The 25,637-nt window shown below is 60.2% G+C and carries 28 protein-coding genes; 15 read left to right on the plus strand and 13 right to left on the minus strand.

Annotated elements, in window-relative coordinates; all coding sequences use genetic code 11:
- Nucleotides 1–50: 50 nt before the first annotated feature.
- The gene (gene gabT / locus ABMC88_RS03565; protein ID WP_349575444.1) at nt 51–1,430 is read right to left on the minus strand and encodes a 4-aminobutyrate--2-oxoglutarate transaminase; all 1,380 of its coding nucleotides are present in this window, start codon (nt 1,428–1,430) and stop codon (nt 51–53) included.
- A 186-nt stretch (nt 1,431–1,616) separates the two neighbouring features.
- Here gabT and ABMC88_RS03570 point away from each other — a divergent pair, with 186 nt between their 5' ends.
- Entirely contained in the window at nt 1,617–2,168 is a 552-nt protein-coding gene (locus tag ABMC88_RS03570; protein WP_349575445.1) for a cupin domain-containing protein, read from the plus strand.
- 7 nt (nt 2,169–2,175) lie between these two features.
- Here ABMC88_RS03570 and ABMC88_RS03575 read toward each other — a convergent pair whose 3' ends face one another.
- The 4 genes from ABMC88_RS03575 to ABMC88_RS03590 form a co-directional block, all read right to left on the minus strand.
- Nucleotides 2,176–2,328: a hypothetical protein gene (locus ABMC88_RS03575; RefSeq protein ID WP_349575446.1), complete on the minus strand. Its 153-nt coding sequence runs from the start codon at nt 2,326–2,328 to the stop codon at nt 2,176–2,178.
- Nucleotides 2,329–2,420: 92 nt separating this feature from the next.
- Entirely contained in the window at nt 2,421–4,142 is a 1,722-nt protein-coding gene (locus ABMC88_RS03580; protein WP_349575447.1) for a sensor histidine kinase, read from the minus strand.
- 3 nt (nt 4,143–4,145) lie between these two features.
- Nucleotides 4,146–4,703, minus strand: a complete 558-nt coding sequence (locus ABMC88_RS03585) for an RNA polymerase sigma factor (RefSeq protein WP_349575448.1) — start codon at nt 4,701–4,703, stop codon at nt 4,146–4,148.
- Nucleotides 4,700–4,858, minus strand: a complete 159-nt coding sequence (locus tag ABMC88_RS03590; protein WP_349575449.1) for a NepR family anti-sigma factor — start codon at nt 4,856–4,858, stop codon at nt 4,700–4,702. The genes ABMC88_RS03585 and ABMC88_RS03590 overlap by 4 nt, the downstream gene beginning before the upstream one ends.
- A gap of 102 nt (nt 4,859–4,960) precedes the next feature.
- On the opposite strand from ABMC88_RS03590, the gene ABMC88_RS03595 reads away from it, so the two are divergent.
- Nucleotides 4,961–5,770, plus strand: a complete 810-nt coding sequence (locus ABMC88_RS03595) for a response regulator (RefSeq protein ID WP_349575450.1) — start codon at nt 4,961–4,963, stop codon at nt 5,768–5,770.
- Between the two features lie 3 nt (nt 5,771–5,773).
- Here the strand turns inward: ABMC88_RS03595 and ABMC88_RS03600 are convergent, their stop codons facing one another.
- On the minus strand, nt 5,774–6,673 hold the full coding sequence (locus ABMC88_RS03600) for a YihY/virulence factor BrkB family protein (RefSeq protein ID WP_349575451.1): 900 nt from the start codon (nt 6,671–6,673) through the stop codon (nt 5,774–5,776).
- Between the two features lie 163 nt (nt 6,674–6,836).
- Here ABMC88_RS03600 and ABMC88_RS03605 point away from each other — a divergent pair, with 163 nt between their 5' ends.
- A complete protein-coding gene (locus ABMC88_RS03605) occupies nt 6,837–8,117 on the plus strand; it encodes an acetylornithine deacetylase/succinyl-diaminopimelate desuccinylase family protein (RefSeq protein WP_349575452.1) in 1,281 nt (426 codons plus the stop codon).
- Between the two features lie 80 nt (nt 8,118–8,197).
- On the opposite strand, the gene ABMC88_RS03610 is transcribed toward ABMC88_RS03605, so the two are convergent.
- Nucleotides 8,198–9,436, minus strand: a complete 1,239-nt coding sequence (locus ABMC88_RS03610) for an Hsp70 family protein (RefSeq protein ID WP_349575453.1) — start codon at nt 9,434–9,436, stop codon at nt 8,198–8,200.
- Nucleotides 9,437–9,568: 132 nt separating this feature from the next.
- Here ABMC88_RS03610 and ABMC88_RS03615 point away from each other — a divergent pair, with 132 nt between their 5' ends.
- Both ABMC88_RS03615 and ABMC88_RS18515 read left to right on the plus strand, forming a co-directional pair.
- Nucleotides 9,569–11,047: an ABC transporter substrate-binding protein gene (locus ABMC88_RS03615; RefSeq protein ID WP_349575454.1), complete on the plus strand. Its 1,479-nt coding sequence runs from the start codon at nt 9,569–9,571 to the stop codon at nt 11,045–11,047.
- Nucleotides 11,048–11,199: 152 nt separating this feature from the next.
- Nucleotides 11,200–11,568, plus strand: a complete 369-nt coding sequence (locus ABMC88_RS18515; protein WP_439655571.1) for a DUF1294 domain-containing protein — start codon at nt 11,200–11,202, stop codon at nt 11,566–11,568.
- Here the strand turns inward: ABMC88_RS18515 and ABMC88_RS03620 are convergent.
- Nucleotides 11,468–12,595, minus strand: a complete 1,128-nt coding sequence (locus ABMC88_RS03620; protein WP_349575455.1) for an acetoin utilization protein AcuC — start codon at nt 12,593–12,595, stop codon at nt 11,468–11,470. The two genes, ABMC88_RS18515 and ABMC88_RS03620, sit on opposite strands and share 101 nt — an antisense overlap.
- A 96-nt stretch (nt 12,596–12,691) precedes the next feature.
- A complete protein-coding gene (locus ABMC88_RS03625; RefSeq protein WP_349575456.1) occupies nt 12,692–13,141 on the minus strand; it encodes an HdeA/HdeB family chaperone in 450 nt (149 codons plus the stop codon).
- 193 nt (nt 13,142–13,334) lie between these two features.
- Between ABMC88_RS03625 and ABMC88_RS03630 the strand changes: the two genes are divergently transcribed.
- The 8 genes from ABMC88_RS03630 (at nt 13,335) to ABMC88_RS03665 (ending at nt 20,858) form a co-directional block, all read left to right on the plus strand.
- A complete protein-coding gene (locus ABMC88_RS03630) occupies nt 13,335–14,282 on the plus strand; it encodes an ABC transporter permease (RefSeq protein WP_349575457.1) in 948 nt (315 codons plus the stop codon).
- Nucleotides 14,279–15,094, plus strand: coding sequence for an ABC transporter permease (locus ABMC88_RS03635; protein WP_349575458.1), 816 nt, complete (start codon nt 14,279–14,281; stop codon nt 15,092–15,094). Before ABMC88_RS03630 ends, ABMC88_RS03635 begins: the two co-directional genes overlap by 4 nt.
- Nucleotides 15,091–16,692, plus strand: a complete 1,602-nt coding sequence (locus ABMC88_RS03640) for an ABC transporter ATP-binding protein (RefSeq protein WP_349575459.1) — start codon at nt 15,091–15,093, stop codon at nt 16,690–16,692. Before ABMC88_RS03635 ends, ABMC88_RS03640 begins: the two co-directional genes overlap by 4 nt.
- Nucleotides 16,689–17,039: a cupin domain-containing protein gene (locus ABMC88_RS03645; RefSeq protein ID WP_349575461.1), complete on the plus strand. Its 351-nt coding sequence runs from the start codon at nt 16,689–16,691 to the stop codon at nt 17,037–17,039. The genes ABMC88_RS03640 and ABMC88_RS03645 overlap by 4 nt, the downstream gene beginning before the upstream one ends.
- 5 nt (nt 17,040–17,044) lie before the next feature.
- A complete protein-coding gene (locus tag ABMC88_RS03650) occupies nt 17,045–18,040 on the plus strand; it encodes a P1 family peptidase (protein ID WP_349575567.1) in 996 nt (331 codons plus the stop codon).
- Nucleotides 18,027–18,827, plus strand: a complete 801-nt coding sequence (locus ABMC88_RS03655) for an alpha/beta fold hydrolase (protein ID WP_349575462.1) — start codon at nt 18,027–18,029, stop codon at nt 18,825–18,827. The genes ABMC88_RS03650 and ABMC88_RS03655 overlap by 14 nt, the downstream gene beginning before the upstream one ends.
- The gene (locus ABMC88_RS03660; RefSeq protein ID WP_349575463.1) at nt 18,824–20,200 is read left to right on the plus strand and encodes a tetratricopeptide repeat protein; all 1,377 of its coding nucleotides are present in this window, start codon (nt 18,824–18,826) and stop codon (nt 20,198–20,200) included. The genes ABMC88_RS03655 and ABMC88_RS03660 overlap by 4 nt, the downstream gene beginning before the upstream one ends.
- Nucleotides 20,201–20,267: 67 nt before the next feature.
- Nucleotides 20,268–20,858: a DUF805 domain-containing protein gene (locus ABMC88_RS03665; RefSeq protein ID WP_349575464.1), complete on the plus strand. Its 591-nt coding sequence runs from the start codon at nt 20,268–20,270 to the stop codon at nt 20,856–20,858.
- Between the two features lie 91 nt (nt 20,859–20,949).
- Here the strand turns inward: ABMC88_RS03665 and ABMC88_RS03670 are convergent, their stop codons facing one another.
- Both ABMC88_RS03670 and ABMC88_RS03675 read right to left on the minus strand, forming a co-directional pair.
- Nucleotides 20,950–21,645 (minus strand): fumarylacetoacetate hydrolase family protein, encoded by a 696-nt coding sequence (locus ABMC88_RS03670; RefSeq protein ID WP_349575465.1) that lies wholly within the window; start codon nt 21,643–21,645, stop codon nt 20,950–20,952.
- Nucleotides 21,646–21,728: 83 nt separating this feature from the next.
- Nucleotides 21,729–22,547 (minus strand): sulfotransferase family protein, encoded by an 819-nt coding sequence (locus ABMC88_RS03675; protein WP_349575466.1) that lies wholly within the window; start codon nt 22,545–22,547, stop codon nt 21,729–21,731.
- A gap of 143 nt (nt 22,548–22,690) precedes the next feature.
- Here ABMC88_RS03675 and ABMC88_RS03680 point away from each other — a divergent pair, with 143 nt between their 5' ends.
- Nucleotides 22,691–24,268 carry a DUF5928 domain-containing protein gene (locus tag ABMC88_RS03680; protein WP_349575467.1) on the plus strand — a complete coding sequence of 526 codons (1,578 nt, stop codon included), beginning with the start codon at nt 22,691–22,693 and terminating at the stop codon, nt 24,266–24,268.
- Between the two features lie 12 nt (nt 24,269–24,280).
- Nucleotides 24,281–24,664 (plus strand): HIT domain-containing protein, encoded by a 384-nt coding sequence (locus tag ABMC88_RS03685; RefSeq protein ID WP_349575468.1) that lies wholly within the window; start codon nt 24,281–24,283, stop codon nt 24,662–24,664.
- A 58-nt stretch (nt 24,665–24,722) separates the two neighbouring features.
- On the opposite strand, the gene ABMC88_RS03690 is transcribed toward ABMC88_RS03685, so the two are convergent.
- Both ABMC88_RS03690 and ABMC88_RS03695 read right to left on the minus strand, forming a co-directional pair.
- Nucleotides 24,723–25,355 (minus strand): DUF1523 family protein, encoded by a 633-nt coding sequence (locus tag ABMC88_RS03690; RefSeq protein ID WP_349575469.1) that lies wholly within the window; start codon nt 25,353–25,355, stop codon nt 24,723–24,725.
- A gap of 13 nt (nt 25,356–25,368) precedes the next feature.
- Nucleotides 25,369–25,635: a hypothetical protein gene (locus ABMC88_RS03695; RefSeq protein ID WP_349575470.1), complete on the minus strand. Its 267-nt coding sequence runs from the start codon at nt 25,633–25,635 to the stop codon at nt 25,369–25,371.
- Nucleotides 25,636–25,637 lie beyond the last annotated feature (2 nt).

Here is a 25,637-nt window from a genome sequence, read left to right on the forward strand (position 1 = left end):
GCAGAGGTTTCCCCCTACGCGTCCCTTCATCTCAAGATTTGAAGCAGGGCTCAGCCCAGCTCGGCCACTGCCGCCGCCAGCGATTCCTCGAAAATCGCCAGACCTTCGTCTACGATCTCGTCCGGCGCTGTCAGCGGCACCATCACGCGGATTGCATTGCCGTGCATGCCACAGCTCAGCAACAGCAGGCCACGCTCCATCGCGTGGGCAATCACGCGCTTGGTCAGCGCCGCGTCAGGGGTGACGGTGTTAAAGTCGGTCACAAACTCGACCGCGACCATCGCGCCGAGGCCGCGAATGTCCCACATGCGGTAGGGGGCAGCACGGGCACCGATCTCGGCAAAGCGCGCCTTGAGCTTGTCACCCATCGCGATGGATTTCGCCAGCAGGCCCTCGTCCTCAATCGCGGTGATCGCCGCCAAAGCCGCAGCACAAGCCACAGGGTTGCCGCCATAAGTGCCACCAAGGCCACCGGGCTCCATCGCGTCCATCACATCGGCGCGGCCAATCACACCCGCCAGCGGATAGCCACCCGCCATGGATTTCGCCACAGTGATCAGGTCAGGCTCAACGCCCGAATGTTCGATCGCGAACCATGTGCCCGTACGGCCAAAACCAGCCTGAACCTCATCCGCAATCAGCAAGATGCCATGTTCGTCACAAATATCGCGAAGCTGGGTCATCATCTCGAACGGCACTGGCGTATAGCCGCCCTCGCCCAAGACAGGCTCGATGATCATGCAGGCAATGCGGCTTGGCTCTGCATCCGTGAGGAACAGGTTCTTCAGGCCCGTGATCGCGTCATCCACCGTGATGCCATCGCGCACAGAGGGGAACGGCGCGCGGAAGACATCGGCAGGGAACGGGCCGACGCCCTTTTTGTAGGGGCTGACTTTGCCCGTCATGCCCAGTGTCAGCAGCGTGCGGCCATGGTAGCCACCTGTAAAGGCGATCACACCGGGGCGGCCAGTGGCGGCACGCGCAATCTTGACCGCGTTCTCAACCGCTTCGGCGCCAGTGGTGACCAGCAAGGACTTTTTGGGCGCATCACCCGGCGCCAGCGCGTTCAGCTTTTCCGCCAACTCGATATAGGGCGCGTAGGGCACGACCTGAAAAGAGGTATGCGTGTACAGATCTTCCTGCGCCTTGGCAGCCGCAACAACGCCCGCATGACGGTGGCCTGTGTTCAGCACACCAATGCCGCCCACAAAATCAATAAAGCGTTTGCCGTCGACGTCCCACAGCTCTGCGTTCTCGGCATAGGCCGCATAGACGGGCGCGGCCGAGGCCACACCGCGTGGCACAGCGGCCTCGCGACGCGCAACCAGATCGGCGTTGGTATAGGTTACCGGTGTCGGCTCTGCGACGACAGCGATCTGCGGCTTTTTTTTTGCGCTTTTGCGGGGCGTGCGTTTGGCGGTGCTGGCCATGAAATAATCCTGAATGAGTGTGAAAACCGTACGCGGGCAGTCCGCGTTTAATAAAACCATTCTGCGCGTTTAATATAATTGTCAATCACCATACTTCCGCGACTTGTATTTTTAACCGCACAGTGGTCATGTCGCGCAAAATACCGCCGCCCTGAGGCGGGCACGGATAACGACAGGACGAACCCTTTGGATATTGGACAACGGCTTAGAAACATCCGGACAGAACGCGGCCTGTCGCAGCGTGAGTTGGCGGCGCGTGCGGGGCTGACCAACGGCACTATTTCGTTGATCGAAACGGATAAAACCTCGCCCTCTGTCGCCTCGCTCAAAAGTCTGCTGGACGCGATCCCGATTTCCATGGCGGAGTTTTTTGGCGCAATCGAAGACGCAGATAGCCCCAAAGTGTTTTACCGCGCCACCGAATTTACCCAAGTCGCCCCCTCAGGGCCGGGTCAGGTATCCTTGCGCCAACTTGGCAACGCACGCGACCATACTCTGCAAGTTTTGCATGAAACATATCCCTCGGGCGCCGACACGGGCCCCGAATTTCTGGCCCATGACGGCGAAGAGGCGGGAATCATCACCAAAGGCGAGATCGAGTTGACGGTGGGGGATGCGGTGGCCGTATTGCGACAGGGCGATGGTTATCTGTTCGACAGCAAACAGCCGCATCGTTTCCGAAACATCGGCGACGTCCCCTGCGAGATCGTCAGCGCACTCACGCCGCCCGTCTTTTAGATACAGGTCAATTCTTTTGCCGCTCACGCGCCGATTGCTTGTCGCCACGTTGCCGACCGGGCGAGATCAGGTTCATACCGCTTTGTGATGTCATCACGAGCACAATCGCAGCAACAACCAAAAGCGCAGCGAGGCTGCCAAAGAAAATCTCAATTGTCATTTTCTGCCTCCATTCATAACAGGTTCACTGCCTCAACGGCGATGCGGAATAAAAAGTTCCCGCCCTGCCGTAGTTTAAGTGTGGTGTTACACTCAGAAGTCGTTGGTTGCCTTGTCCGTTTTGGGCACGGGGAATGACAGCTCCAGCACATACTTGTCGTCTTCCTCGACCAGTTCGAGGTTGCCGTTCAACTGCCGTGCAAAAGCCTGGATCAGACGCGACCCAAGGCCCGTGCCCTCTTCCAGCGCGGCGCCACCTGCGGTGTTTACCACCCGCAGCATCGCCATCTCAGGGCCGGTATACTTCAGGTAAATGCCCAACTCGGCCTTCCCCGGCTGGTCCTGCGGCACGTATTTGAGCGCATTTGTCACAGCCTCGGACACCAGCAAGGTCAACGGGGCGGCATCATCGGGGGCGACGATGATGTCGTCATAGTCTTCGGTCACGCGGATACCCGCCTTTGGCTCCATCCCGACAGCCAGACTGCGGGCCACAATTTCGCGCAGCAATATCCCCGCATCCACGCGGGTCATCTCATTGTCCTGATACAGGCTCTTGTGAACGGTCGCCAAGCTGAGGATGCGATCCTGAAGCCGTTGCAGCACGCGGCGGTTCGCCTCGGTCGGCGCTTGGCGGATCTGCATGTTCATAATCGACGAAATAAGTTGCAGGTTGTTTTTGACGCGGTGATGCACTTCTTTCAGCAAGATGTTTTTTTCGCGCAGGCTGTCCTCTTGGCGGGCTTCGTCTTGCAGGATCGATCCCGCCATCCCGAGGAAGGATTTCTCCATCGCGACAATCTCGACGGGCAGGTTTTCCCCCAAGGGTTTGCGCGGCAGCGTGCGGTTCAGGGCAAAGTGGCGCATTTGGCGGCCCAATTTGCGAATATGCGTGATCGCCAGCCGGTTCAGCGCCCAAAACGCCACCACAAGACTGGCCACCCACATAGCAATCGGCAAAAGCGCCGATAAACGCCCTGTAAAATCCGTCTCCAACATCGGCGTATCCACTGGCCAAACGCTGAGCGCGAACACAGCCTTTGGCACGATCTGCGTCATGGCATAGACCCGGGCGACGCCGTTTTGATTAACATCTGTGAATACCTGACGTGCATCACCGGCAAGCTGCTCCAGCATATAGCTCGCAGGCAGCTCGGATGCCGCGATACCTTTGTCGCCGTCTGCAATTACAATTTCGCCAAGGGCATTAAACGTGATCATCGACTGCGGTGCCGCTTGATGTTTCTCGATCTGGTCAGGCATCAGCTCGGATTGCGGGATCGAGATAAAGACAAAGCCGTTCGGCTCCTCTTTTCTCAGCACAGGAACGGTGACGACCACCACATCCTCGCCCGATACAGGCGCGTCTTCGATGGCTGTGACGGTGCGCACCCCACCTGCCAGCGCGGCTTGCACCGCTGGCCGTGCAGACAGATCATAGGTTTTGAAGTCGGAAGAACACTCCATCATCCCGTCAGCACGTACAAACCCCACCAACAGATATTTGCGCACTTCACGTCTATAGCTGTCCAGAAAGTCCGAGCATTGCCGCGGGTCATCCTGCACCAGACCGACAACAGTCGCCAATGCCCGCCCCGCGCCCAGCGCCTCTTGCAACATCGTGCGCTGGGTCGCGACGACCTGATCGGTCACCCCCAGCAACGACAGCTCGGCGGCGCGTTTGCTTTGTTGCGAAATTTGCTGGGTTTGCAGCACAGCCACAAGACCGATGGGCAACAAGGTCAGCGACAGAAACAAAAGGACGCGAAAGGCAAGGCCACCGAACAACCCACTGCGCAAGAAACCTGAGGTCATGGCCTAGAAACTTGATCCTCTGGAGGCTGAAATAACGGACATGGTTGCGTCATCTGTCATCTCCATCGCCTCGTCTTCGTTCAGGCCCATTAATTCGGCCAGTTGCTTGCGCGCCCGATTGGTGCGGCTTTTCATCGTGCCGATCGCCACGCCACACATCTCTGCCGCTTCTTCATAGGAGAAGCCGGATGCGCCGACCAACAACAGTGCCTCGCGCTGCTCGTCCTTCAGCTTGGCAAGGGCGGCGCGAAAGTCGTTCATTTGCAGATGCCCGTCATGGGCAGGCTTTTCCGCAAGGCTTTCGGTAAAGGCACCATCGACGTCGGCCACTTCGCGCTTCGACTTGCGCCGCGAGGAATAATACGTGTTCCGCAGAATCGTAAAAAGCCACGCCCGCATGTTGGAGCCTACGTGGAATTTATCAATATTCGTCCACGCCTTTACCAGCGTGTCCTGCACCATATCGTCAGCCACAGCGCTGTTGCGGGTCAGGGATATGGCAAAAGCACGCATCGCCGGAAGGTGATCCACCAACTCGTCGCGCGGATCAGCTGCGCTCATCCCTGCTTGCCTTGATCGCTGTCTTGCTGCTTGAGCTGTTCAAGCAAAGACATAAACCGGTCAGGGATACCTTCATCCACCTTTTCCTGAAACACACGGCGCAGGTTTTCGTCGATAACCTCCTCGTGGTTCTTGTTATCATCTTCTCTCGACATCTATTCCCGATCACGTAAACTAAATATTTGTTGGCTCACGGAACCTAACGCAGCTCACGAGCGTTTGGTTCCCAATATATCAAAAAATAAGGACTCGCCATAATGAGTGATGCAAAAACCACCCCGAACCTAAGCGACCAGCTCGGGACTTTCATCCCTTATTTGCGCCGCTACGCCCGCGCCCTCACGGGCAGCCAGACCAGTGGCGATACATTCGCTGCAGCAACGCTTGAGGCGATCCTTGCAGACCGCTCCGTGCTGGACGGCACGGATGTGAAGACGGGGCTGTTCCGCGTGCTTTATGGTATCTGGTCCAGCGCAGGCGCACCGGTCGAAGATGGCGAGCAAGGCCCCCGCGCCAAAGCACAGAAACATCTGGCAACACTGACCAACAACAGCCGCGAGGCGCTGCTTCTCTACACGATCGAGGGGTTCTCCTATGACAACATCGCCACCATCCTGAACGTGGACAAGTCAGAGGCAGAAGAACTGGTCGCCATCGCCCGCCGTGAAATGGCGGATGCGGTCACCGGATCGGTTATGATCATCGAAGATGAGGCCATCATCGCGATGGACATCGAAAGCATCGTGGCCGACATGGGCCACCGCGTTACGGGCATCGCCCGCACACGCGACGAGGCCACAGCACTTGCCCGCGCCGATGTGCCCGATCTCATCCTTGCCGACATCCAGCTTGCCGATAACTCCTCGGGGATCGACGCGGTCAACGACATGCTGGCCGAGTTGGGGATGCGTCCGGTGATCTTTATCACTGCGTTCCCCGAACGCCTGCTGACGGGCGACAAGCCAGAGCCCGCATTCCTGATTTCCAAACCCTATACCGAAGATCAGGTCATCTCGGCGGTCAGTCAGGCGATGTTCTTCTCATCCACAGAAACGCTGCACGCGTAACCGCTATGCCTTCCCGCTCTCATCGAACGGGGAGGCACCGTCGGGCGTGATAAGCCCGTAGAAGTGCCGCTCGATCTGGGCGTTCACAACGGCGCCCAGCAGGATCAGAAAACTGCTGAGCCACAGCCAGATCAGCATCGCAATCACCGCCCCGATAGAGCCATAGACCTGATTGTAATTGCCGAAGTTGGCCACATAGTACGAAAACCCTACCGACAGCAGCGCCCAACTGGCCACGGCCACAGCCGCCCCGATCCGCACAGCGCGGCGGTTACTCATCTTGCCGCGGTTCGGCCCGAAACGGTACAGCACGCTGACCCCCGCCAGCAATACAGTCACCGCAATGGTCCAGCGCAACGTCTCGGCCACCACGGTAGCCACCCCGCCCAGCGGAACAAAGGCCAGCACGACAGGCGCCACCACCAGCGCAGTCAGCGCGACAACCCCAACCCCGACCAGCGCCAGTGTCAGCATCACAGCCCGAAAGTAGTGCGAGGCCGTGGCGCGGTTCTTCTCACCGTGAACCGCGTTCAAGCCTGTCATCATCGCCGCAACGCCCGCCCGCGCAGACCATAGCGCCGCCACGATCGAAATCGCCCCCGCCCATCCCAATCGGTCCGGACTGGTGGTCACAAGCGTCAAAATCTGCGCGTAGAAAATATCATAGACGTCCTTGGGCAAAAAACCCCTCATCTGCTGCAACTGCTCGATGACCACATCGGCATCCGATACGAGGCTCAGCACCGCAATCAGCGCCGCAATCGCGGGAAAGATCGACAGCATCCCGAAAAACCCGACGCCTGCCGAAACAAGCGCAAGGTTGGTATCCGTAATCTGCGCAACACCGCCGCGCACCGCCTGCCATATTTTGCGCCCTGTGTTCACGCTCTGTGCTTTGCTCATCTGCTTCCCTACATTCCGCACCCAATGTGTCGCGCAGCCCCCCCGCCAACACAAGCCCCTTGCGCTTGGGGCATGTTCCGCAATGATAGACCTAAATCACAATCACTTGGCCAAGGGTATGCCGCCCATAGGGGCGCAGCCCTTCACCGCAAAGAGGTCTGCAATGCAAACGCCGCTCTCCACCGCCATCCACGCCAAGCGCGACGACCTTGTCGCTTTGACCCAAGACCTCATCCGCATCCCCACGCTCAACCCGCCCGGTCAGGACTATCTCGCGATCTGCGAATACCTCGATACCCGCCTGAAGGCCCACGGGTTCGAGACGCAGCTGATCCGCGCCCACGGCACACCGGGCGACAGCTCAAAATATCCCCGCTGGAACATCATCGCACGACGCGAGGGCACACACGCAGGCGAATGCGTGCATTTCAACAGCCACACAGACGTGGTCGAGGTCGGCAACGGCTGGACCTTCGACCCCTTCGCCGCCACCTTACACGATGGCAAAATCTACGGCCGTGGCGCCTGCGATATGAAAGGCGGGCTCGCCGCCTCCATCATCGCCGCAGAAACCTTCATCGAGGTTCACCCCGACTTCGCAGGCAGCATCGAAATATCAGGCACTGCGGATGAGGAATCAGGCGGCTACGGCGGCGTCGCCTACCTTGCAGAACAAGGCTACTTCAATCCCGCCCGCGTCCAACACGTCATCATCCCCGAGCCGCTGAACAAGGACCGCATTTGCCTTGGCCACCGCGGCGGCTGGTGGGCCGAGATCGAGACAAAAGGCGAAATCGCCCATGGCTCCATGCCCTTCTTGGGCGATTGCGCCGTGCGCCACATGGGCGCGGTCCTGTCCGAGTTCGAGGACAAACTCTTTCCCGCCATGGCCAAACGCACCACCGACATGCCCGTCGTGCCAGAGGGCGCGCGCAGCTCCACGATGAATATCAACTCCATTCACGGCGGCCAACGCGAACAAAACGACGACTTTACCGGCCTGCCCGCCCACTGCGTCCCCGACACCTGCCGCATCACCATCGACCGCCGCTTTCTGGTCGAAGAACCGCTCGACGATGTCCGCGCCGAAGTCACCGAGCTGCTCGAAGGGCTGCGCACCACCCGCCCCGATTTCGACTACGAGCTGACCGAGATAAACTCGGTCCTGCCCTCCATGACGGACCGCGACGCCCCCGTGGTCCGAACCATCGCCCGCGCCATCGAGGACGTGATGGGCAAGCCCCCCGAATACGTCGCCTCACCCGGCACCTATGACCAAAAACACATCGACCGCATCGGCACGCTGAAAAACTGCATCGCATACGGGCCCGGCGTGCTGGAACTCGCCCACAAACCCGACGAGTGGATCGGCGTCGACGACATGCTCGATAGCGCCTGCGTCATGGCCGCCGCGCTAGAGACACTTCTCCTGCCCAAATCCTAGACCCCTGTTTTTCTGGCCCTAAATCCTTCGGGGGGATTGGCCCCATCGGGGCCAAGGGGGCTGGCCCCCGTTCTGCCATATCAGTCAAAAGCATCCTCGGCGGCCAATCCCAGCCCATCCACAATCGCCGTCAACGCCGACCCCGCATGTACCTTCGCCTGCGGGAAAACATCACACAACGCGTCCCGCGTCACCTGCATCAGGCTCGACCCGCCAACAAAGACCAGATGCGTGACCGCCTGCGGCTCAACACCCGCCTGCGCGACTGTGGTCAGGGCAGCCCGCGCCATATCACCCGTCATTGGCGAAAGGATTGCGCCCACCTGCGCGGCCTCCAAAGACACCGCCAACTTACGCTCGACGACCCGCAGGTCAATCTCGCCCGCACCGCCCGTGTTGGCCCCGATCTTGCCCGCCTCAACGGCAAAGGCAACGTCATGCCCCAATTCGTCACCCAATACTGAAACCAACCGCTCCAGCTTGTCAGGCTCGGCTGCATATTTCAGCAAATCCGCCGCCAGACGCCGGCTGTCGGGCGCATAAAGAAACGGAATCTTCTGCCATGTCGCCAGATCGTTGAATATGGTGGCAGGCGCTACATGGGTATCAGAGCCGAAGGCATGGCGTATCTGGCTGCCCCGCCCCAGCAATGGCATCACCGTTTCAAGGCTCAACGCGCGGTCAAAGTCCGTCCCGCCCAGACGCACACCATGGCTGGTCAGAATATCTATCCCTGCAGCCCCGTTGCGAAACAGCGTAAAATCCGAGGTCCCGCCGCCAATATCCACGATCAAGCCCAGATCGCCTGCGCCCAACACAGCACGGTTCGACAGTGCTGCGGCCTCTGGCTCGTACATAAAGGCGACATCGCTAAATCCTGCGCGCATATACGCCTCGCGCAGATCGACCTGCGCCTGCGCATTGCGCGCCTCGTCCGGATGAAACCGCACAGGACGTCCAGACAGCGCACGGTCAAAGACCTGACCGCTCTGCGCCTCTGCCGCGCTTTTAATCCGCGTCAAAAACCGCGCTACAATGTCAATGAAATCCAGCTTTTCGCCCAGAAGGTTGCGCTTCTCGCGCATCAGCGGCGCACCCAGCAGGCTCTTGAGCGCCCGCATATAGCGCCCCTCTTCCCCCGCAAGAAGCGCCTCACCCGCCGCACTGCCGATCACCATCTTCTTGCGGTCGAAATCAAAGAACACAGCCGTCGGCAGCGTCATCTGCCCCGCCTCCAGCGCAATCAGATGTGGCGCACCATCCCGCGCCACCCCCGCCGCCGAATTCGACGTCCCGAAATCCACGCCTAATACCGCCATGCCCTGCGCCTTTCCAAATAATCCAAGGTCATCCGCCTACCCCACCGCCATAGTTGCCGCAAGGTTTCTCCTTGCCCCCTAGCGGGCCTGTCGCCTACGTTGCGCTCAACGAAAACCCTTTGGGAGCCTACCATGAACCACCTCCGCACATTTCTGCTCGGCGTGAGCACTGCCGCCCTTCTGGCCGGTGCCGCCAGTGCAAAAGACGATATCACCATCGCGATCCAGCTTGAGCCGCCGCATCTGGACCCGACCAGCGCCGCCGCCGGAGCCATTGATAGCGTGCTCTATTCAAACGTCTTCGAAGGTCTGACCCGCTTTGACAGCACCGGTGCCGTCATCCCCGGTTTGGCCAAAAGCTGGGACATCTCGGAAGACGGGCTGAACTATATCTTCATCCTGAACGACAACGTCACCTTCCATGACGGCACCACAATGGATGCGGAAGACGTGAAATTCTCGCTCGACCGTATCTTGGCCGAAGACAGCACAAACGCGCAAAAGGCGCTGTACGCTGCAATCAAAGAGGTCAACGTCATCGACGCCGCCACGGTCGAGATCAATCTGTCAGAGCCGAACGGCAACATGCTGTTCAATCTCGCATGGGGCGACGCGGTGATTGTCGCGCCCGAAAGCATCGACACCATCAAACAGACCCCCATCGGCACGGGCGCGTTCAAATTCGACAGCTGGACCCAAGGCGACAAGATCGAGCTTTCGCGCAACGAGAACTACTGGGGCACGCCTGCGGTGCTGACCTCTGCCACGTTCAAGTTCATCTCCGACCCTACGGCAGCTTTGGGTGCGATGATGGCGGAAGACATCGACGTCTTCTCGGGCTTTCCCGCCCCCGAAAACCTGCCCCAGTTCGAGGCCGACCCGCGGTTCCAAGTCCTCGTAGGCTCGACCGAGGGTGAGACGATCCTGTCGACCAACAACAAAATGCCGCCCTTCGACAACCCGAAGGTACGCGAAGCACTGGCCCACGCCATTGACCGTCAGGCCATCATCGACGGCGCAATGTTCGGCTATGGCACGCCCATCGGCACGCATTTCGCCCCGCACAATCCGGCCTATGTCGATCTGACTGCGGGCAGCGCCTATAACCCCGATCAATCCCGCGCCCTTCTGGCCGAAGCAGGCTTTGCCGACGGGTTCGAGACAACGCTCTACCTGCCACCCCCCTCCTACGCGCGCCGCGGCGGAGAGATCATCGCCTCGCAACTGGCCGAGGTGGGCATCAAGGCCGAGATCATCAATGTCGAATGGGCGCAGTGGCTGGAATCGGTTTTCAAGGGCAAGAACTTTGGCCTGACCATCGTCAGCCACACAGAGCCGATGGACATCGGCATCTACGCCAACCCCGACTATTACTTCCAATACGACAACCCCGGTTTCCAAGAACTGATGACCACCCTCAACAGCACCACGGACCCCGACATGCGCACAAAAATGTTGGGCACCGCCCAAGAGATGATCGCGCAGGATTACGTGAACGGCTACCTGTTCCAGCTGGCGGCCCTGTCAGTGGCGAAGGCAGATGTGCAAGGTCTCTGGGCCAATGCGCCGACCCAAGCCAACGACCTTACAGCGGTCAGCTGGGCGGACTAATCCGCCCTGCACGACCTGCCATCATACGACCAAGAAAAGGCCCCACACAGCGGGGCCTTTTCGCGTTATTGTAGCTCCAAGAGTGAGCTGACGGACATTTTAGCGTGACGATATTTTTGATACTCTTGGCTTTCATTGCCTATCTGGTTTTGGTGAACCTCGCGACGTACCGTCAGTTTGCGTCCGACAAACAGGCCGCCATTGCAAAAGACCAACGCACACCAGAGGCCACGCTTTTGTGGTGGGCAGCGATCGGCGGCTGGGCAGGCGCAAAATATGCGCAACAAAAGCTGCGGCACAAAAGCTCCAAAGAACCCTTTCGCAGCCAGCTGAACCTGATCGGCGTCAAGCACGCGATGACAACGGCAACTGTTGTTCTGGTTCTCGGCTTCCTGGCCCTCTGGCCAGCCGCATCGCCGTCTACCGCCCCAACCCTGACCGCTGCGCAAGCAAGCGCACCCGCTGGCGCACCACCGGTGATATCTCTGCGGCCTCCTGCGGCCTATCGCGCAGCGCGGTGAACCAATGCCCGGGCGGATTGCGCCCGCGACTGTTCCCTACAAACTCAAGCGCGCGCAGCACCTCCTCGGCTTCCTGCGTCACCTCCTCGGACGGGGTGTGACCGTTGAGGATACCCCAAACGCCCGTCCAAAGCCGCCCTACGGTCCACGGGTTATAGCCGCCGCCGCCCAGCACCAGCAGACGCGGCGCGCCCAGCGCCATAATCCCGCGCAGCACCTCGAAATGCGCGTTGTTGCTGAGGCTCAGATGCGCCAGCGGATCGTCCTCGACCCCGTCCGCGCCACATAGGAACACGATTGCATCGGGCGCGAAATCCGCCACCAGCGGCAGGATCAGCGCTTGCGCGATATGCGCCATATCTACGTCACGCAGCCCACGCGGCACTGGCAGGTTCACCGCATTGCCGCCCGCATCATCATCAATCTGCCCCGTACGCGGCCACAGCCCTTCCTCATGGACCGAGATCATGAGGCAATCGGGATCGCCCGCAAACCCCGTCGCCACACCGTCACAATGATGCGCATCAATATCGACATAGGCGATCCGTTGCGCGCCGTGGTGGCGCAGCGACAGCATCGCCAGCACGGGATCGTTCAGATAGCAAAACCCGTTAGCGCGGCCCCGCATCCCGTGGTGCGTACCCCCCGCAGGGTTGTAGATCACGCCGCCCTTCGCCAACAGCTCCCCCGCAAGGATCGAGCCACCCGCCGCCGTGGCGGGACGGCGGAAAATCTCGGGGAATACGGGGTTGCTATGCGTCCCGATGCCAAAGCGTTCCTTGTCGCCCTCCTCAGTCTCTTGCGCCGCCTCGACCCGCTGTAGCGCCGCGACATAGGCAGGGTCATGCCACGCATGCAGCGCGTGGGGCTTGGCGCGCGGCGATGAGATATATTGATCGGCCGGCAACCACCCCATCGCGCGGCTCAGGTCTATGACCGTTGACACTCTTGGCACCCGCAACGGGTGATGTGTGCCATAGCTGGAGCCGCGAAAAATTTCGTGCCCGATAAATAAAGGGTGTCCCATTGCCCACCAGCTAGTCGTCACTGCACAAAAGAAAAGGGGCCCGCGCGATGCGGCCCCCTTCATGGTCACGCCGCTAAGGCGCGATTGTCGGACGTCTTAACGGGTACCTGACATGCCAGCGGCGGCCTCGAGGATCATTGCATCACCGTTACGCTCGCAGGTGAGGTTCAGAATCTTGATCTCTTCGGCAAAGCGCACCTCATCATTGCCGGCGGGCACTGTGCTTGTAGCGGTCGCGGTGCCATCGCTGTCTGCAATGGTGTTTGCTGAGCCTGATGGGCTTTCCTCGGCCTTTTCACCCACCAGCGGATCTGTCGCTTTTGCGACGCCGTTGTTGTCCTCGATTGTGGCAGCTGCGTTGTCACTTAGTTCCGCTACAGCTGCGATGGCGACCGCATTCTGCTCGGCAACAGACAGATCGTTATACTCCGAGCATGTCATGGAATTCAGATCGGACATCGGCGCGGCAGAGGCGGCGAATGGTGCAGCCAAAGCTGTGGTCAGTGTCAGTGCGGTGATAGCTGCGGATTTTTTAAACGTTGTCATTTTGTTATTCCCTTTCAGTTAAGCGCCTTTGCGCTGTCTTGTATGGGGAATCAATGCAAAGCCCGGTGAAACCGTTCCGACAAAAAGCCAATGTATTTTTAGGGAACTTTTTGCGTCCAAAGGTGTTTGCTGCGCCGCTCAGAGACGCAAATCCCGCTGGACCGCCCCTCCACCAAAGCCTAACCTGTGGCCGATGCTGCGTTATACTCTCAAAAGATTTCTTTCCCTTGTGATCAGCCTCGCTGTGGCCTCACTGGTGATCTTTACCGTGATCGAGGTGGCCCCCGGCGATCCTGCGTCCTTTATGCTGGGGATGAACGCGCAGCCCGAGACGCTTGCAGCATTGCGCACCGAGCTTGGCTTGGATCAGACCAAATCCCAGCGGTATGTATCGTGGGTCACGGGTATGCTGACAGGGGATTTCGGGACGTCCTATACCTACCGCACGCCGGTGGCGGATATGGTGGCCCAGCGGTTGTGGGTGTCGCTGCCGCTGGCGCTTTATGCGCTGACGCTGTCAACGCTCATTGCCTTTCCCGCAGGAATTTACGCGGCCTCGCGTCGTGGGCGCATGGGAGATATTGGCGTCATGGGGGCCACGCAACTGGGCGTAGCGATCCCGAATTTCTGGTTCGCGATGATGCTGGTCTTGCTGTTCGCGATCAAGCTGCGGTGGTTTTCGGCGGGTGGTTTTATCGGTTGGGACGAAGGGCTGTTTGCGGGGCTCCACTCCCTCACCCTGCCCGCGATTGCGCTGGCCCTGCCGCAAGCGGCGATCCTTGCGCGGGTCATGCGCTCTTCCCTGCTCGATGTACTGGGCGAGGATTTCATGCGCACCGCCCGCGCCAAGGGGTTAAGCGCACGCCAAGCACTGTGGCGCCACGGGCTGCGCAACGCGATGATCCCTGTGCTGACCATCATCGGGCTGCAATTCTCCTTCCTGCTGGCGGGGGCGATTATTATCGAGCAGGTGTTCTACCTCCCCGGTCTCGGGCGGCTCATTTTCCAGTCCATCTCGGCTCGCGATCTGATCGTGGTGGAAAGTGTGACGATGCTGCTGGTCTTTGCCGTGATCTTTGTGAACTTTGCGGTTGATCTGGCCTATGCGGCCATTGACCCAAGGCTGAGGGCACGCGCATGATCCGTAACCTCATCCTTGGCGGAATCCTGTCTGCGATCTTCATCGCTGCGGCTTTGCTGTCGTTCATCTATACCCCCTTCGATCACGCCGCGCTCAGCATCCCTGACCGTTTGCAATCCCCCTCCCTGACCCACCTGCTGGGCACCGACCACTTTGGCCGCGACATCCTGAGCCTGATCATGGTCGGCGCGCGCACCTCGCTTGCGGTGGCTTTGGTGGCGGTGGGCATCGGCATGGGGCTGGGCATTCCGCTGGGCCTTTGGGCAGCGGCGCGGAGGGGTAGCCTGCTGGACGAAGTGATCATGCGCGGCAACGATCTGGTCTTCGCCTTCCCCAGCCTTGTCATCGCGATCCTCATTACCGCCGTCTTCGGCGCAGGCGCCATCAACGCCATCATCGCCATCGGCATCTTCAACATCCCCGTCTTCGCCCGCATCACCCGCGGCGCTGCGCTGAGCCTGTGGGAGCGGGAGTTCATCCTTGCCGCCCGTGTCGCAGGCAAATCGCGCCTGCGCATCTCGGCCGAGCATATCCTGCCCAACCTCACCAATCTGCTGATCGTGCAGGGCACCATCCAGTTCAGCCTTGGCATTCTGGCCGAAGCAGGCCTCAGCTATGTGGGCCTTGGTGCGCAGCCGCCACTGCCCTCGTGGGGGCGCATGTTGGCAGACGCGCAAACGATGGTGAGCATCGCACCGCATATGGCACTGATGCCCGGCTGTGCGATCATCCTCGCGGTGCTTGGCCTCAACCTCATGGGCGACGGATTGCGCGACTACCTTGACCCGCGCCTGCGCAGGGTGCGCACATGAGCAGCCTTCTCAGCATCCAGAACCTGAGCCTGTCGATCCACAGCTTCGACATCCTCAAGGACGTGAGCCTGACCATCCACGCGGGCGAGATTGTCGCGATCACGGGCGAAAGCGGGTCGGGCAAGTCCATGACAGCGCTGGCCACGATGCAGCTGTTGCCTGCGGGCGGGCGCACCTCTGGCCGGATCATGCTGGGGGACCAGGACCTGACACAACTGGACGAGAACGCGCTATGTGCCATGCGCGGCAATGACATCGGCATGGTGTTTCAGGAACCGATGACCGCGCTGAACCCCGTCAAAACCATCGGCGACCAAGTGGCCGAAACGATCAGGGTACACGAAGACACCAGCAAAGCAGACGCCATGGCCCGCGCGGCCGAAACCCTCACCCGCGTCGGCCTGCCCCAAGACGCCTTTCCCCTCACCCGCTACCCGCACGAGCTGTCGGGCGGGCAGCGCCAGCGCGTTGTCATCGCCATGGCCATCGCCCTGCGCCCCCGCCTGTTGATCGCGGATGAGCCGACGACCGCACTGGACGTGACCACGCAGGCGCAAATCCTTGACCTGCTGACCAAGCTTGCTCGCGAGGACGGGATGGGGCTGATGATGATCACCCATGATCTGGCCGTGGTCGCCGACATGGCCGACCGCATCACCGTCATGCGCCACGGCGAGATTCTGGAGCAGGGCGAGACACAAGCCCTGCTGCACAACCCGCAACACCCCTATACGCAAATGCTGTTCGCGGCCTCTGCCCACCGCGTCGCCCTGCCCGACACGCCCGCCACCGCCCCCCTGCTGGAGGTGCAATCGGTCAGCCGCGACTACCGCACCCCGCGCAAAACGCTGTTTGGCAAACCGGGCAGCTTCCGCGCCGTGAACGACGTGAGCTTTACCCTCCATAAGGGCGAGCGTCTGGGGCTGGTCGGCGAAAGCGGTTGCGGGAAATCCACCCTCACCCGCGCATTGCTGGGGTTGGAGGATATACAGGCGGGCAGTGTCATGCTGAACGGCGTGTCCGTGCATGGCACCGCCGCCGCGAACAAAGCCGCCCGCAGCCACATGCAGGTCGTGTTCCAAGACCCCTTCGGCAGCTTCAACCCACGCCACAAAGTCGCCCGCCAGATAACCGAGCCGTTCCACCAACTCGACGCGCCTCCCACAGGCAAAGCCCGCCAAGAAGCCATTGACGAGGCGCTGACCGCCGTGGGCCTGCACCCGTCAGACGCGGGCAAATACATCCACGAATTCTCGGGCGGGCAGCGCCAGCGCATCGCCATCGCCCGCGCCCTTATCATCCGCCCCGATCTGATCATCTTTGACGAGGCGGTCAGCGCGCTCGATGTCTCGGTCCGCGCCCAAGTGCTGGACCTGCTGGCAGAGCTGTGCGGCGCATATGACCTCAGCTATCTGTTTATCAGCCATGACCTGAGCGTTGTGCGCACGATCACCGACCGTGTGCTGGTGATGCAGGCGGGCCAGATCGTCGAACAGGGCGAGACCGAGCAAGTCTTTACCGCCCCGCGCCACGCTTACACAAAATCACTCATCAAGGCGGCACCCGTGCTACCTGACCTCAAAGGGGTATCCGCATGAAGACGATCAACCTGACCGAAAAGCTGGCGCAGATCACAACCCATTGGGACCCGCATGTGATCGGCGATTACAACGACAACGAAGTGATGGTCGTCAAATTCGCGGGCGAGTTCCCCTATCACCTACACGAAGACACAGACGACTTCTTTCTCGTGCTTAGCGGTGAAATGACGATGGACATCGATACACACTCTCACACCGTCAAAGCAGGCGAGCTGTTCATCGTGCCACGCGGCGTGACCCACCGCCCGCGTGCGGTAGACGAATGCCATGTCCTGCTGATCGAACCTGTAGGCACCCCCAATACAGGCGACGCGGAAACCGCCAGCGCCAAGCCAAGGATTTAAATATGATGCAGCCCGGCCCGACAAACAGCCTTTGTGATGTGGGCGGCCTGCGGGTCGGTCACGCGCAGGACCATGCCCTTAAATCAGGTGCGACTGTCGTGGTGGGCGATGCGCCCTTTGTCGCCTCTGTCGTCGTGATGGGCGGTGCCCCCGGCACGCGGGAGACGGACCTGCTGGCCCCTGACAAATCCGTGGCCGCCGTCGATGCGCTGGTGCTGTCGGGCGGCTCTGCCTACGGGCTGGATGCGTGTTCGGGTGTGGTGGACGGATTGCGCGCCGACGGGCGTGGATTCCGTGTGGGGGATGCGCAAATCCCGCTGGTGCCCGGCGCAATCCTGTTTGATCTGCTGAATGGCGGGGCCAAGGATTGGGATGAAAACCCCTACCGCGCTTTGGGACGTGCGGCGTATGACGCGGCGGCGCCCAAGTTCGAGATCGGCACCGTGGGTGCAGGCACGGGCGCGCTGACGGCGATGCTCAAAGGCGGGATCGGCACGGCGTCGCTGGAACTGCCCGATGGCAGCACGGTCGCGGCCCTTGTGGCGGCCAATCCTGTGGGCGCTGTGACCACGCCGGGGGATCGCCATTTCTATGCCGCCCCCTTCGAGATGGGCGAGGAGTTCGGCGGGCTGGGCCCCGACACTGCGGGCGGTCTCGGCCTGAGCATGGAGAGCCGCAAGATGAACGCCGCCTCGGCCCGCGCCAACACCACCATCGCCATTGTCGCCACCAATGCGACCCTAACCAAGGCCGAATGCCACCGCGTCGCCACTGCCGCCCATGACGGGATCGGCCGCGCTTGTGTGCCTGCCCATACCCCGATGGACGGTGATCTGGTCTTTGCCCTCACCACGGGTGCGAAACCTGCCGCCGATGTTTTCCTGACGGGACACGCGGCGGCCTTGTGCCTGTCGCGTGCCATTGCCCGCGCTGTCTATGCCGCCACCCCTGCGGACGGCGACATCATGCCTTGTTGGAGGACTGCCAATGCCGACGCTTGAACACAGCGGCATCCAGCAGCATTACGAGGTCACGGGCGGCGGCCCGCCTCTGATACTGGTTGCTGGCATGATGAGCGATAGCGCGAGTTGGGCGCCGCTTTTGCCTCTGTTAGAGCCGCATTTCACCGTGATCCGCCCCGACAACCGTACCACAGGGCGCACAGTGCCATGGGACGCGCCTGCCTCGGTCCCCCTTTTTGCGCAGGACCTTGCGGCGCTGGTGGATCATCTGGGGTTGGGGCCATGTCATGTGATGGGCCATTCGCTGGGCGGGATGATTGCGATGCATTTGGCCAGTGCGCGGCCTGACTGTGTGAAGACACTAACGCTTGCGGCCTCTGCCCCGCTGCGACTGGCGCGCAACATCGCACTGTTCGACTCCATTCTGGCGATCCGGCGTAGCGATGCGCCCCCTGATGCGTGGCTGCGGGCGCTGTTCCTTTGGCTGTTCTCGCCCACGCTGTATGACACGCCAGACGCGATCGAGATGGCCGCGGCAGCATCACTTGCCTATCCGTTTGCTCAAACAACCGAGGCGATGGCCCACCAGATTGCGGCCTTGGACAGCTACACACCCGACGACATCGCCACGTTGCGCTGCCCCGTTCAGGCGTTGCTGGCCGACGGCGACATGCTGCTGCCAACCGCATTGGCTCTGCCCACATTAGGCGATACGCCCGTGCACCACATCGCTGGGGCAGGCCATTCCATCCATTGGGACGCACCCGAGGCCGTGGCCCGCCACCTTGTTGATTTCATCACCAAGCATGAGGAGCCCCCCCGATGACCCATGACCTGTACGGCCTGCCCGTCACCATCCAATCCGAGGCGACGCTGGAGGGGATCAACGACTTCATCCACGGCTTTCTGAGTTATCAACCTAAAGCAACGGGGATCATTGAGGCCGCAGATGCGGACCCTGAATGTGGGTTGGCCAATGCCTATGCCGCGCTGCTGTGGATGTTTCTGGAAGCCCCTGTCGCCCCGCAAAAGGCCGCGCCTTATGTGGCCCGTGCGCAGGCGGCGCGGGGCGGTGTCACCCCCCGCGAAGCGCTGGTCATTGATGCGGCAGCGGCATGGACCCGTGGCGACGTGCCGGAATTGCTGCGCCTGTGTGACGAGATCACAACCGACCACCCGCGTGACATGGCGGTGCTGAAACTGGCGCAATACCATCTGTTCAACCTGGGCGACGCTGCGGGGATGCTGCGCATGGCGCTGAAGGCTCTGCCCGAGGCGGGCGACATCGCCTATGCCCACGGCATGATCGCCTTCGGCTATGAGCAGTGCCACCTGCTGACCCGCGCCGAGGACGCCGCCCGCCACGCCATGTCCCTGCAACCCGACGAGGCATGGGCCCATCACGCCATCGCCCACGTGATGCTAACCCAAGGCCGCGTGGCCGAAGGGGCTGCGTTTCTGGAGAGCGTGGCCGAGACGTGGAGCGGGCTCAACAGCTTTATGCGTAGCCACAACTGGTGGCATCTGGCGCTGTTCTACATCAGCCTCGGGCGGCACGACGACGTGCGCCATGCCTATGACACCCATGTCTGGGGGCTGGCCAAAGAGTATTCGCAAGATCAGGTCGGGGCGGCATCGCTGCTGGCACGGATGGAGTTCGCGGGCGTTGATGTCGGCGAGCGTTGGGCGGATGTGGCGGATCACGTGGCCCTGCGCGGAGCCGACACGGTGAACCCGTTTTTGACGCTGCAATATCTGTATGCGCTGGCCCGTACAGGTCGGCCCGAAACGCAGGCCATGATGGCCGCAATCGAGGCGCGGGCGCTGGATGTTAGTCAGTTCGATCACGTTGCATGGCGCGATGTGGCACTGCCTGCGGCGCAGGGGATCATGGCCCATGCGACGGGGGATTGGGACACCGCGGTCGCGCAGATGGCGCGTGCTTTGCCGCGGATGTCGGAATGTGGCGGCAGCCATGCGCAGCGTGATCTGTTCGAACAGATCCATCTGGATGCGCTTGTGCAGGACGGCCGTGCCTCTGCCGCGCAGCAGGTGTTGGAGATGCGCCGCACCTATGACCCCGACGGTGTGCCGCTGAACCTGTTGCTGGGGGATATCTATGAAACATCTGGCCTGCCGGACCTTGCATCTGAGGCGCGGGCACGTGCGGCCCGTACTTTGGCCACGCAATCGGGCTGATCCCGTTGCGCCCTGCACGGCGCGCGTCTAGCATGTACATGAACACAAGAAACCGAGGAGCCCCGTGATGGACACGCAATGGTATTATGCAATCGAGGGCAGCTCTGTCGGGCCTGTAGGCCAAGATGAATTTGACGCATTGGTGTCGGCGGGAACGATCCGCAATGATACGCTGGTTTGGCAGGACGGCATGGAAGACTGGTTGCCCTACGGCCGTGCAGCACCCGCCGGCGCGCCATTTGCAGCCCCGCCCCGCGCCCCGCAGAACGACACCGCAGACCCCGCACGCAGCGATGCGAACACCTTCGTGGGCGCTCTGAAAGACGGGTTTGCGCGGTTTGTGGACTTCAAGACGCGGTCGACCAGATCGCAATTCTGGTGGTTTATGCTGTGGTCTGTGATTTTCAATATTGCAGCCTTGGCCGTTGATAGCGCCCTTGGCTTTGGGGAAGACGGGCCTATTGGGCTGCTTGCTCTTGTGGTGCTGTTGCTGCCTGTCCTTGCGGTGACGATCAGGCGGCTGCATGATATCGGGCGCACGGGCTGGTGGGTGTTGATCCAGCTTGTACCGCTGATTGGGTCAATCGTTCTTATTGTGTTTGGATGTACCAAAAGCGAAGAGGCGGTGAACCAATGGGGTGCGCCGCCGCGGCGCTGAGCCCTGTTTTTAGGATGTTTGGGGGGCTAGCCCCCATTGGGCCGTGGGGCCAATTTCCCCAGAGGATTTTGGGCCAGAAAAAATAGGGGCATCAGGCGGGCGGGGCGAGTGTCACGCTTAGCTCGGCGATGCCGTCAACGCCGCCGGTGATGATGTCACCCGGAACTGTGGCGGCGACACCTGCGGGGGTCCCTGTCATGACCAGATCACCGGGGGCAAGGGTCATCCCCTGACTGAGAGTCGCGATGTGATCGGCGACGGACCAGATGAGATCGGCGATGTCGGCATCCTGCCTAACCTCACCGTTCACGGCGAGCCAGATGCGGCCGTTTGTCAGGCTGGGGACATCTGCGATGGGTTTGAGCGGCGCGATGGGCGCCGAGTTATCAAAGGCTTTTGACCAGTCCCACGGGCGGCGGGTTTTCTTGGCCTCGGCCTGCAGGTCGCGGCGGGTAAAGTCGATGCCTACGGACGCGCCCCAGATGTGATCCGCGACATTCGCGGGCGCGATGTTTGCGCCGCCTTTGCCGATGGCGATGACCAGCTCGATCTCGTGATGGAGGTCATTGGTGAGGGGCGGATAGGGGATCGTGCAAGGCGTATCAATTGCCGCATCTGCGGGTTTGGTGAAGAAGAATGGCGGTTCACGGTCGGGGTCATTGCCCATCTCGCGGGCGTGTGCCTCGTAATTACGGCCCACGCAGAAGATACGGCGCACAGGAAAGCGGGCGGTGCTGTTTTGCACAGCGAGGCTGGCCTGTGGTGGGGCGTCGAAGACGTAGGTCATGGGCTATGCCTTTTGCGTCGGGCGTTTCGCGCACGAAACGACCAGTTGAATTTTATCTACTTTATTAACCTGCTGTTTGCAGATCAGTCGCCAAGTTTGGCATGCACTTCATCAAGGTCAATCTCGCCAACAGGCATCTTGTTACCGGGGTTCTCGAAGTCATATTTGAACAGATTGAAATCGCGCTTGTAGATCTCGTACACGAGGTGCATCGACAGATCGTCGAAGTAGTCCTCGACAGGGTGGGCGCGTTTGGGGCCGTGGCCTTCGCTTTCGTTGAAGCGGGGGATTGTGGCCAGATCGACGGCGTGGGGCGTTTCGATTGCATTCAGGACGTCCTGCATGCCTTCGTTAAAGCTCTCGGTCCAGACGATTTTATCGTAGGTGCCGCCGTTGACGATAAAGGTGCTGACGTGGCCGGACATAGCGGACCAATGGATGTCGGGGTCCATCGGGCGGCGCCAGCGGATGGTGTCGCGGGCGAACAGCAAAAAGCGGCGGAAGCTGGCGATTTGATCGAATTCCTGCTTGCCGTCATCGCCGCCAACCTCGATCCCGTATTTCTGGACCAAGAGTGGGACCAAATTGCCACGGTATCTTTTACCATTGCGCTGGATGCCGCAGATTTTATCAAAGAAAGAGCTAAGAATTCTGGTGTAGGGATTGCGCACGCAGGTGAAGGCATAAGAGCTGTGGTTTTGCACGTTCTTGGTGATCAAATCCTGACTCTCGTCCATGGCCCATTTGTGCATACCGCCCTTTGCATCATGGATATCACCGTCAAAAAACGCCCCATGATCAGAGTAATACATGATTTGTCCGATGGTCGAGCACGCGCATTTGGGCACAACCCGATACACCACGCTTTCGCTCTCTGTCATCCATGTGCCGGGAAAACCCATACCGCACCACTCCTGCTCATTTACTGCTTGCAGCCTCTTGGGGCCGCTTTTGATCTACAAAAGCAAATAATTGCTGTTTATTCAATCTGTGTTCACCATTATCTATATAAACAATCGAGTAAAAACTGGTGAATTGTTTCTAGATGGCAAAAATTGCCTACATCCTTCTGTGTCACAAAGACCCCGATGCCATCATCAAGCAGGCAGAGCGGTTGACGGCTGTGGGCGACTATATGTCGATCCACTTTGACGCGAGCGCGGATCCTGCCCATTTCAAAGCGATCAAGACCGCGCTTAAGGACAACCCGAACGTCAGTTTCGCGACCAAGCGTATCCGCTGTGGTTGGGGGGAATGGTCGTTGGTGCAGGCGACGCTTTATGCGGTTGAGGCCGCGGTAGAAGCCTTTCCGCGGGCCACGCATTTCTACATGCTGTCGGGCGATTGCATGGCGATCAAATCCGCCGAATACACACACCGCTTTCTGGACAACAACGACGCCGATTTCATCGAAAGCTTTGACTACTTCGAGAGCGACTGGATCAAGACAGGCTGGACAGAAGAGCGGCTGATCTATCGCCACTGGTTCAATGAACGGACGCAGAAAAAACTGTTTTATGCGATGTTCAACTTTCAGAAAAAGTTCGGGCTGACGCGGGAAATTCCAGCAGATATTCAGGTGCAAATCGGCAGCCAGTGGTGGTGCCTGCGGCGACAAACCATCGAATGGGTGCTGGATTTCTGCAAAGAACGCCGCGATGTGATCAAGTTTTTCCGCTCGACATGGATTCCGGACGAGACGTTCTTTCAGACGCTCGTACGCCATCTGGTGCCCGAGAATGAAATTCGCGCCCGCACGCTGACGTTTCTGATGTTCACGGACTACGGGATGCCGGTGACGTTCTACAACGATCACTACGATCTGTTGCTGAGCCAGGACTATCTGTTTGCCCGCAAGATCAGCCCCGATGCCCAAGACCTCAAACGCCGCCTTGGGCTGCTTTATGCTGCGCAGGGGGTGCGGTTCCAAATCAGCAACGAGGGGCGCAGCCTGTTCAAGTTCCTGACGGGGCGCGGGCGGATCGGGCGCAGGTTCTCGACCCGTTTTTGGGAAACCGAAAGCACGCTGGGCCGTGAGCGTGAGTTGCTGATTGTTGTCTGCAAAAAGTGGCATGTGGCCAAGCGTGTGCTGGAGCGTATCCGCCAGACGACCAATGTGCCCGCGATTGAATATGTCTTTAACGAAGAAGACACGCCCCTGCCCGCGCTTGGCGGGATCGAAAAGACTTTGGGCAAACGCACGCGCCACCGCCGTGCCCTGATGCGGATGCTGTTCGACTACTTCGAGACGGACCGCCTGATCGTCTGCATGGACCCCAGCAATCTGGACTTGCTGGAGGATTTCGCCTCTGACCGCTCGGTCACGCGGATACTTGAGATCGAATGTAGCTTCTCCGAAGACTATCTGATCGGCCACGCCATGCGCGTGGGGCTGGCGGGGGAGCAGACCTCGCAAGAGACGCTGGACCGTCTGCTGCCCACAATCCGCAACGATATGATTTTTGAAAGCGACGCGATCCGCGATGCGGATTTCGAAAACCATTGCCGGATGCGCGAAGTTGCCTCAAGCGAGGAAAACGCCGATGAGCTGGCCAAGTTCCTTGGCATTACCGCCGATAAGGCGCAGGAAATCACCAGCACCGACTATCTGTTTGCAGACTAAGGAAGAACCGACATGGCCTATGCCTATGACGACCAGAATATTTTTGCCAAAATCCTGCGCGGAGAGATCCCGAACACCACGGTTCTGGAGACCGAACATGCGCTGGCTTTCCGCGATCTATACCCGCAGGCGCCGACCCATGTGCTGGTGATCCCCAAAGGCGCTTACGTGAGCTATGACCACTTCGCAGCAGAGGCGTCCGATGCCGAGATTGTCGACTATATCCGCGCTATAGGTCAGGTCTGCCGCATGGAAGGCGTGGCCATTGATGGCAACGAGGGCTTCCGCATGATCAGCAACGCAGGCGCGCACGGTGTCCAAGAGGTGCCCCATCTGCATGTCCACATCCTGGGTGGCCGTCACATGGGCCGCATGGTTCAAAAGACCGAAGGCTAGAGACAGGCGCGGAATTTTCGAAAATTCCGGCCGAATTTTTGAAAAATTCGGGTCCCGCTCAGGTCTTCTTGCGCCACGACCCTAGCCAGCCTGTGACAGCACCCGATGCCTCGGCCAGATCATCCTCGATCGCTTCCATTGTCGGGTCGATCTTGGCCATGCGGAACCTGCGCCAGCGCACCCAGACGCCCCAGACAATCGCGGCAAAGGTCAGCAGGACAATGATATTCAGCCACGGGATGCCCTTTGACGCATCTGGCCCGTCCACCGCCCGCACCGAGATGGCGTTGGGAAAGATCGTCAGGAATTCGTTGCGCCAGCCATAATGCTTGATCGCGACATAGCGCGGATCAGCCTCGGTCGATTTTAGATCACCAGCCTCTGCCTGAAGGTTCGAGGTGTCGAATTTGAAATACGGCGGCCAGCCCCATCCCGTATCCTCGTTGCGGTAGACCATCACATCGCCGCCCACGCGCCGCGACTGGATAAAAAACACATCGCGGTTCGCCAGCGTCCCGTCCGAGCCGACATCGGCCTGCGCCCAGAACAGCGAATTCTCACCCGGATCAATCCGCTTTTCGTAGGTGTCCGTGATCCGCACAATATCGGTCTGCGGCAGCGTATAATGGAACACGGCCGCCACCAGCACCCAAACGGCAATCCAGAACGTCCAACGGATAAGAGCAAACATGCGTGACCTCGCTTCAGGCAAAATTCGTAAGGTAAATGACCACTGACACAAGGATCACAGGAATAACATAGACAGAGAGAATCAATTTGCGGCGCAGCGACTTGTCATAGTCCTCCAGCCCCTCGTCCACAAAGGCATCCAGCGTCTGATCCTGCGGCCCCTCGTGCCATTCCGCGCGCAGCTTTCCCTTGCGCACGGCACGCGAATAGAGCGACAGACAGACGTAGATCACCGTCAGCACGATGAAGCCAATCACCATCAGGCGGGCAAGTGCGGCCATGG

This window comes from Sulfitobacter aquimarinus (assembly GCF_040149565.1).
GTDB classification, from domain to species: Bacteria; Pseudomonadota; Alphaproteobacteria; order Rhodobacterales; family Rhodobacteraceae; genus Sulfitobacter; species Sulfitobacter aquimarinus.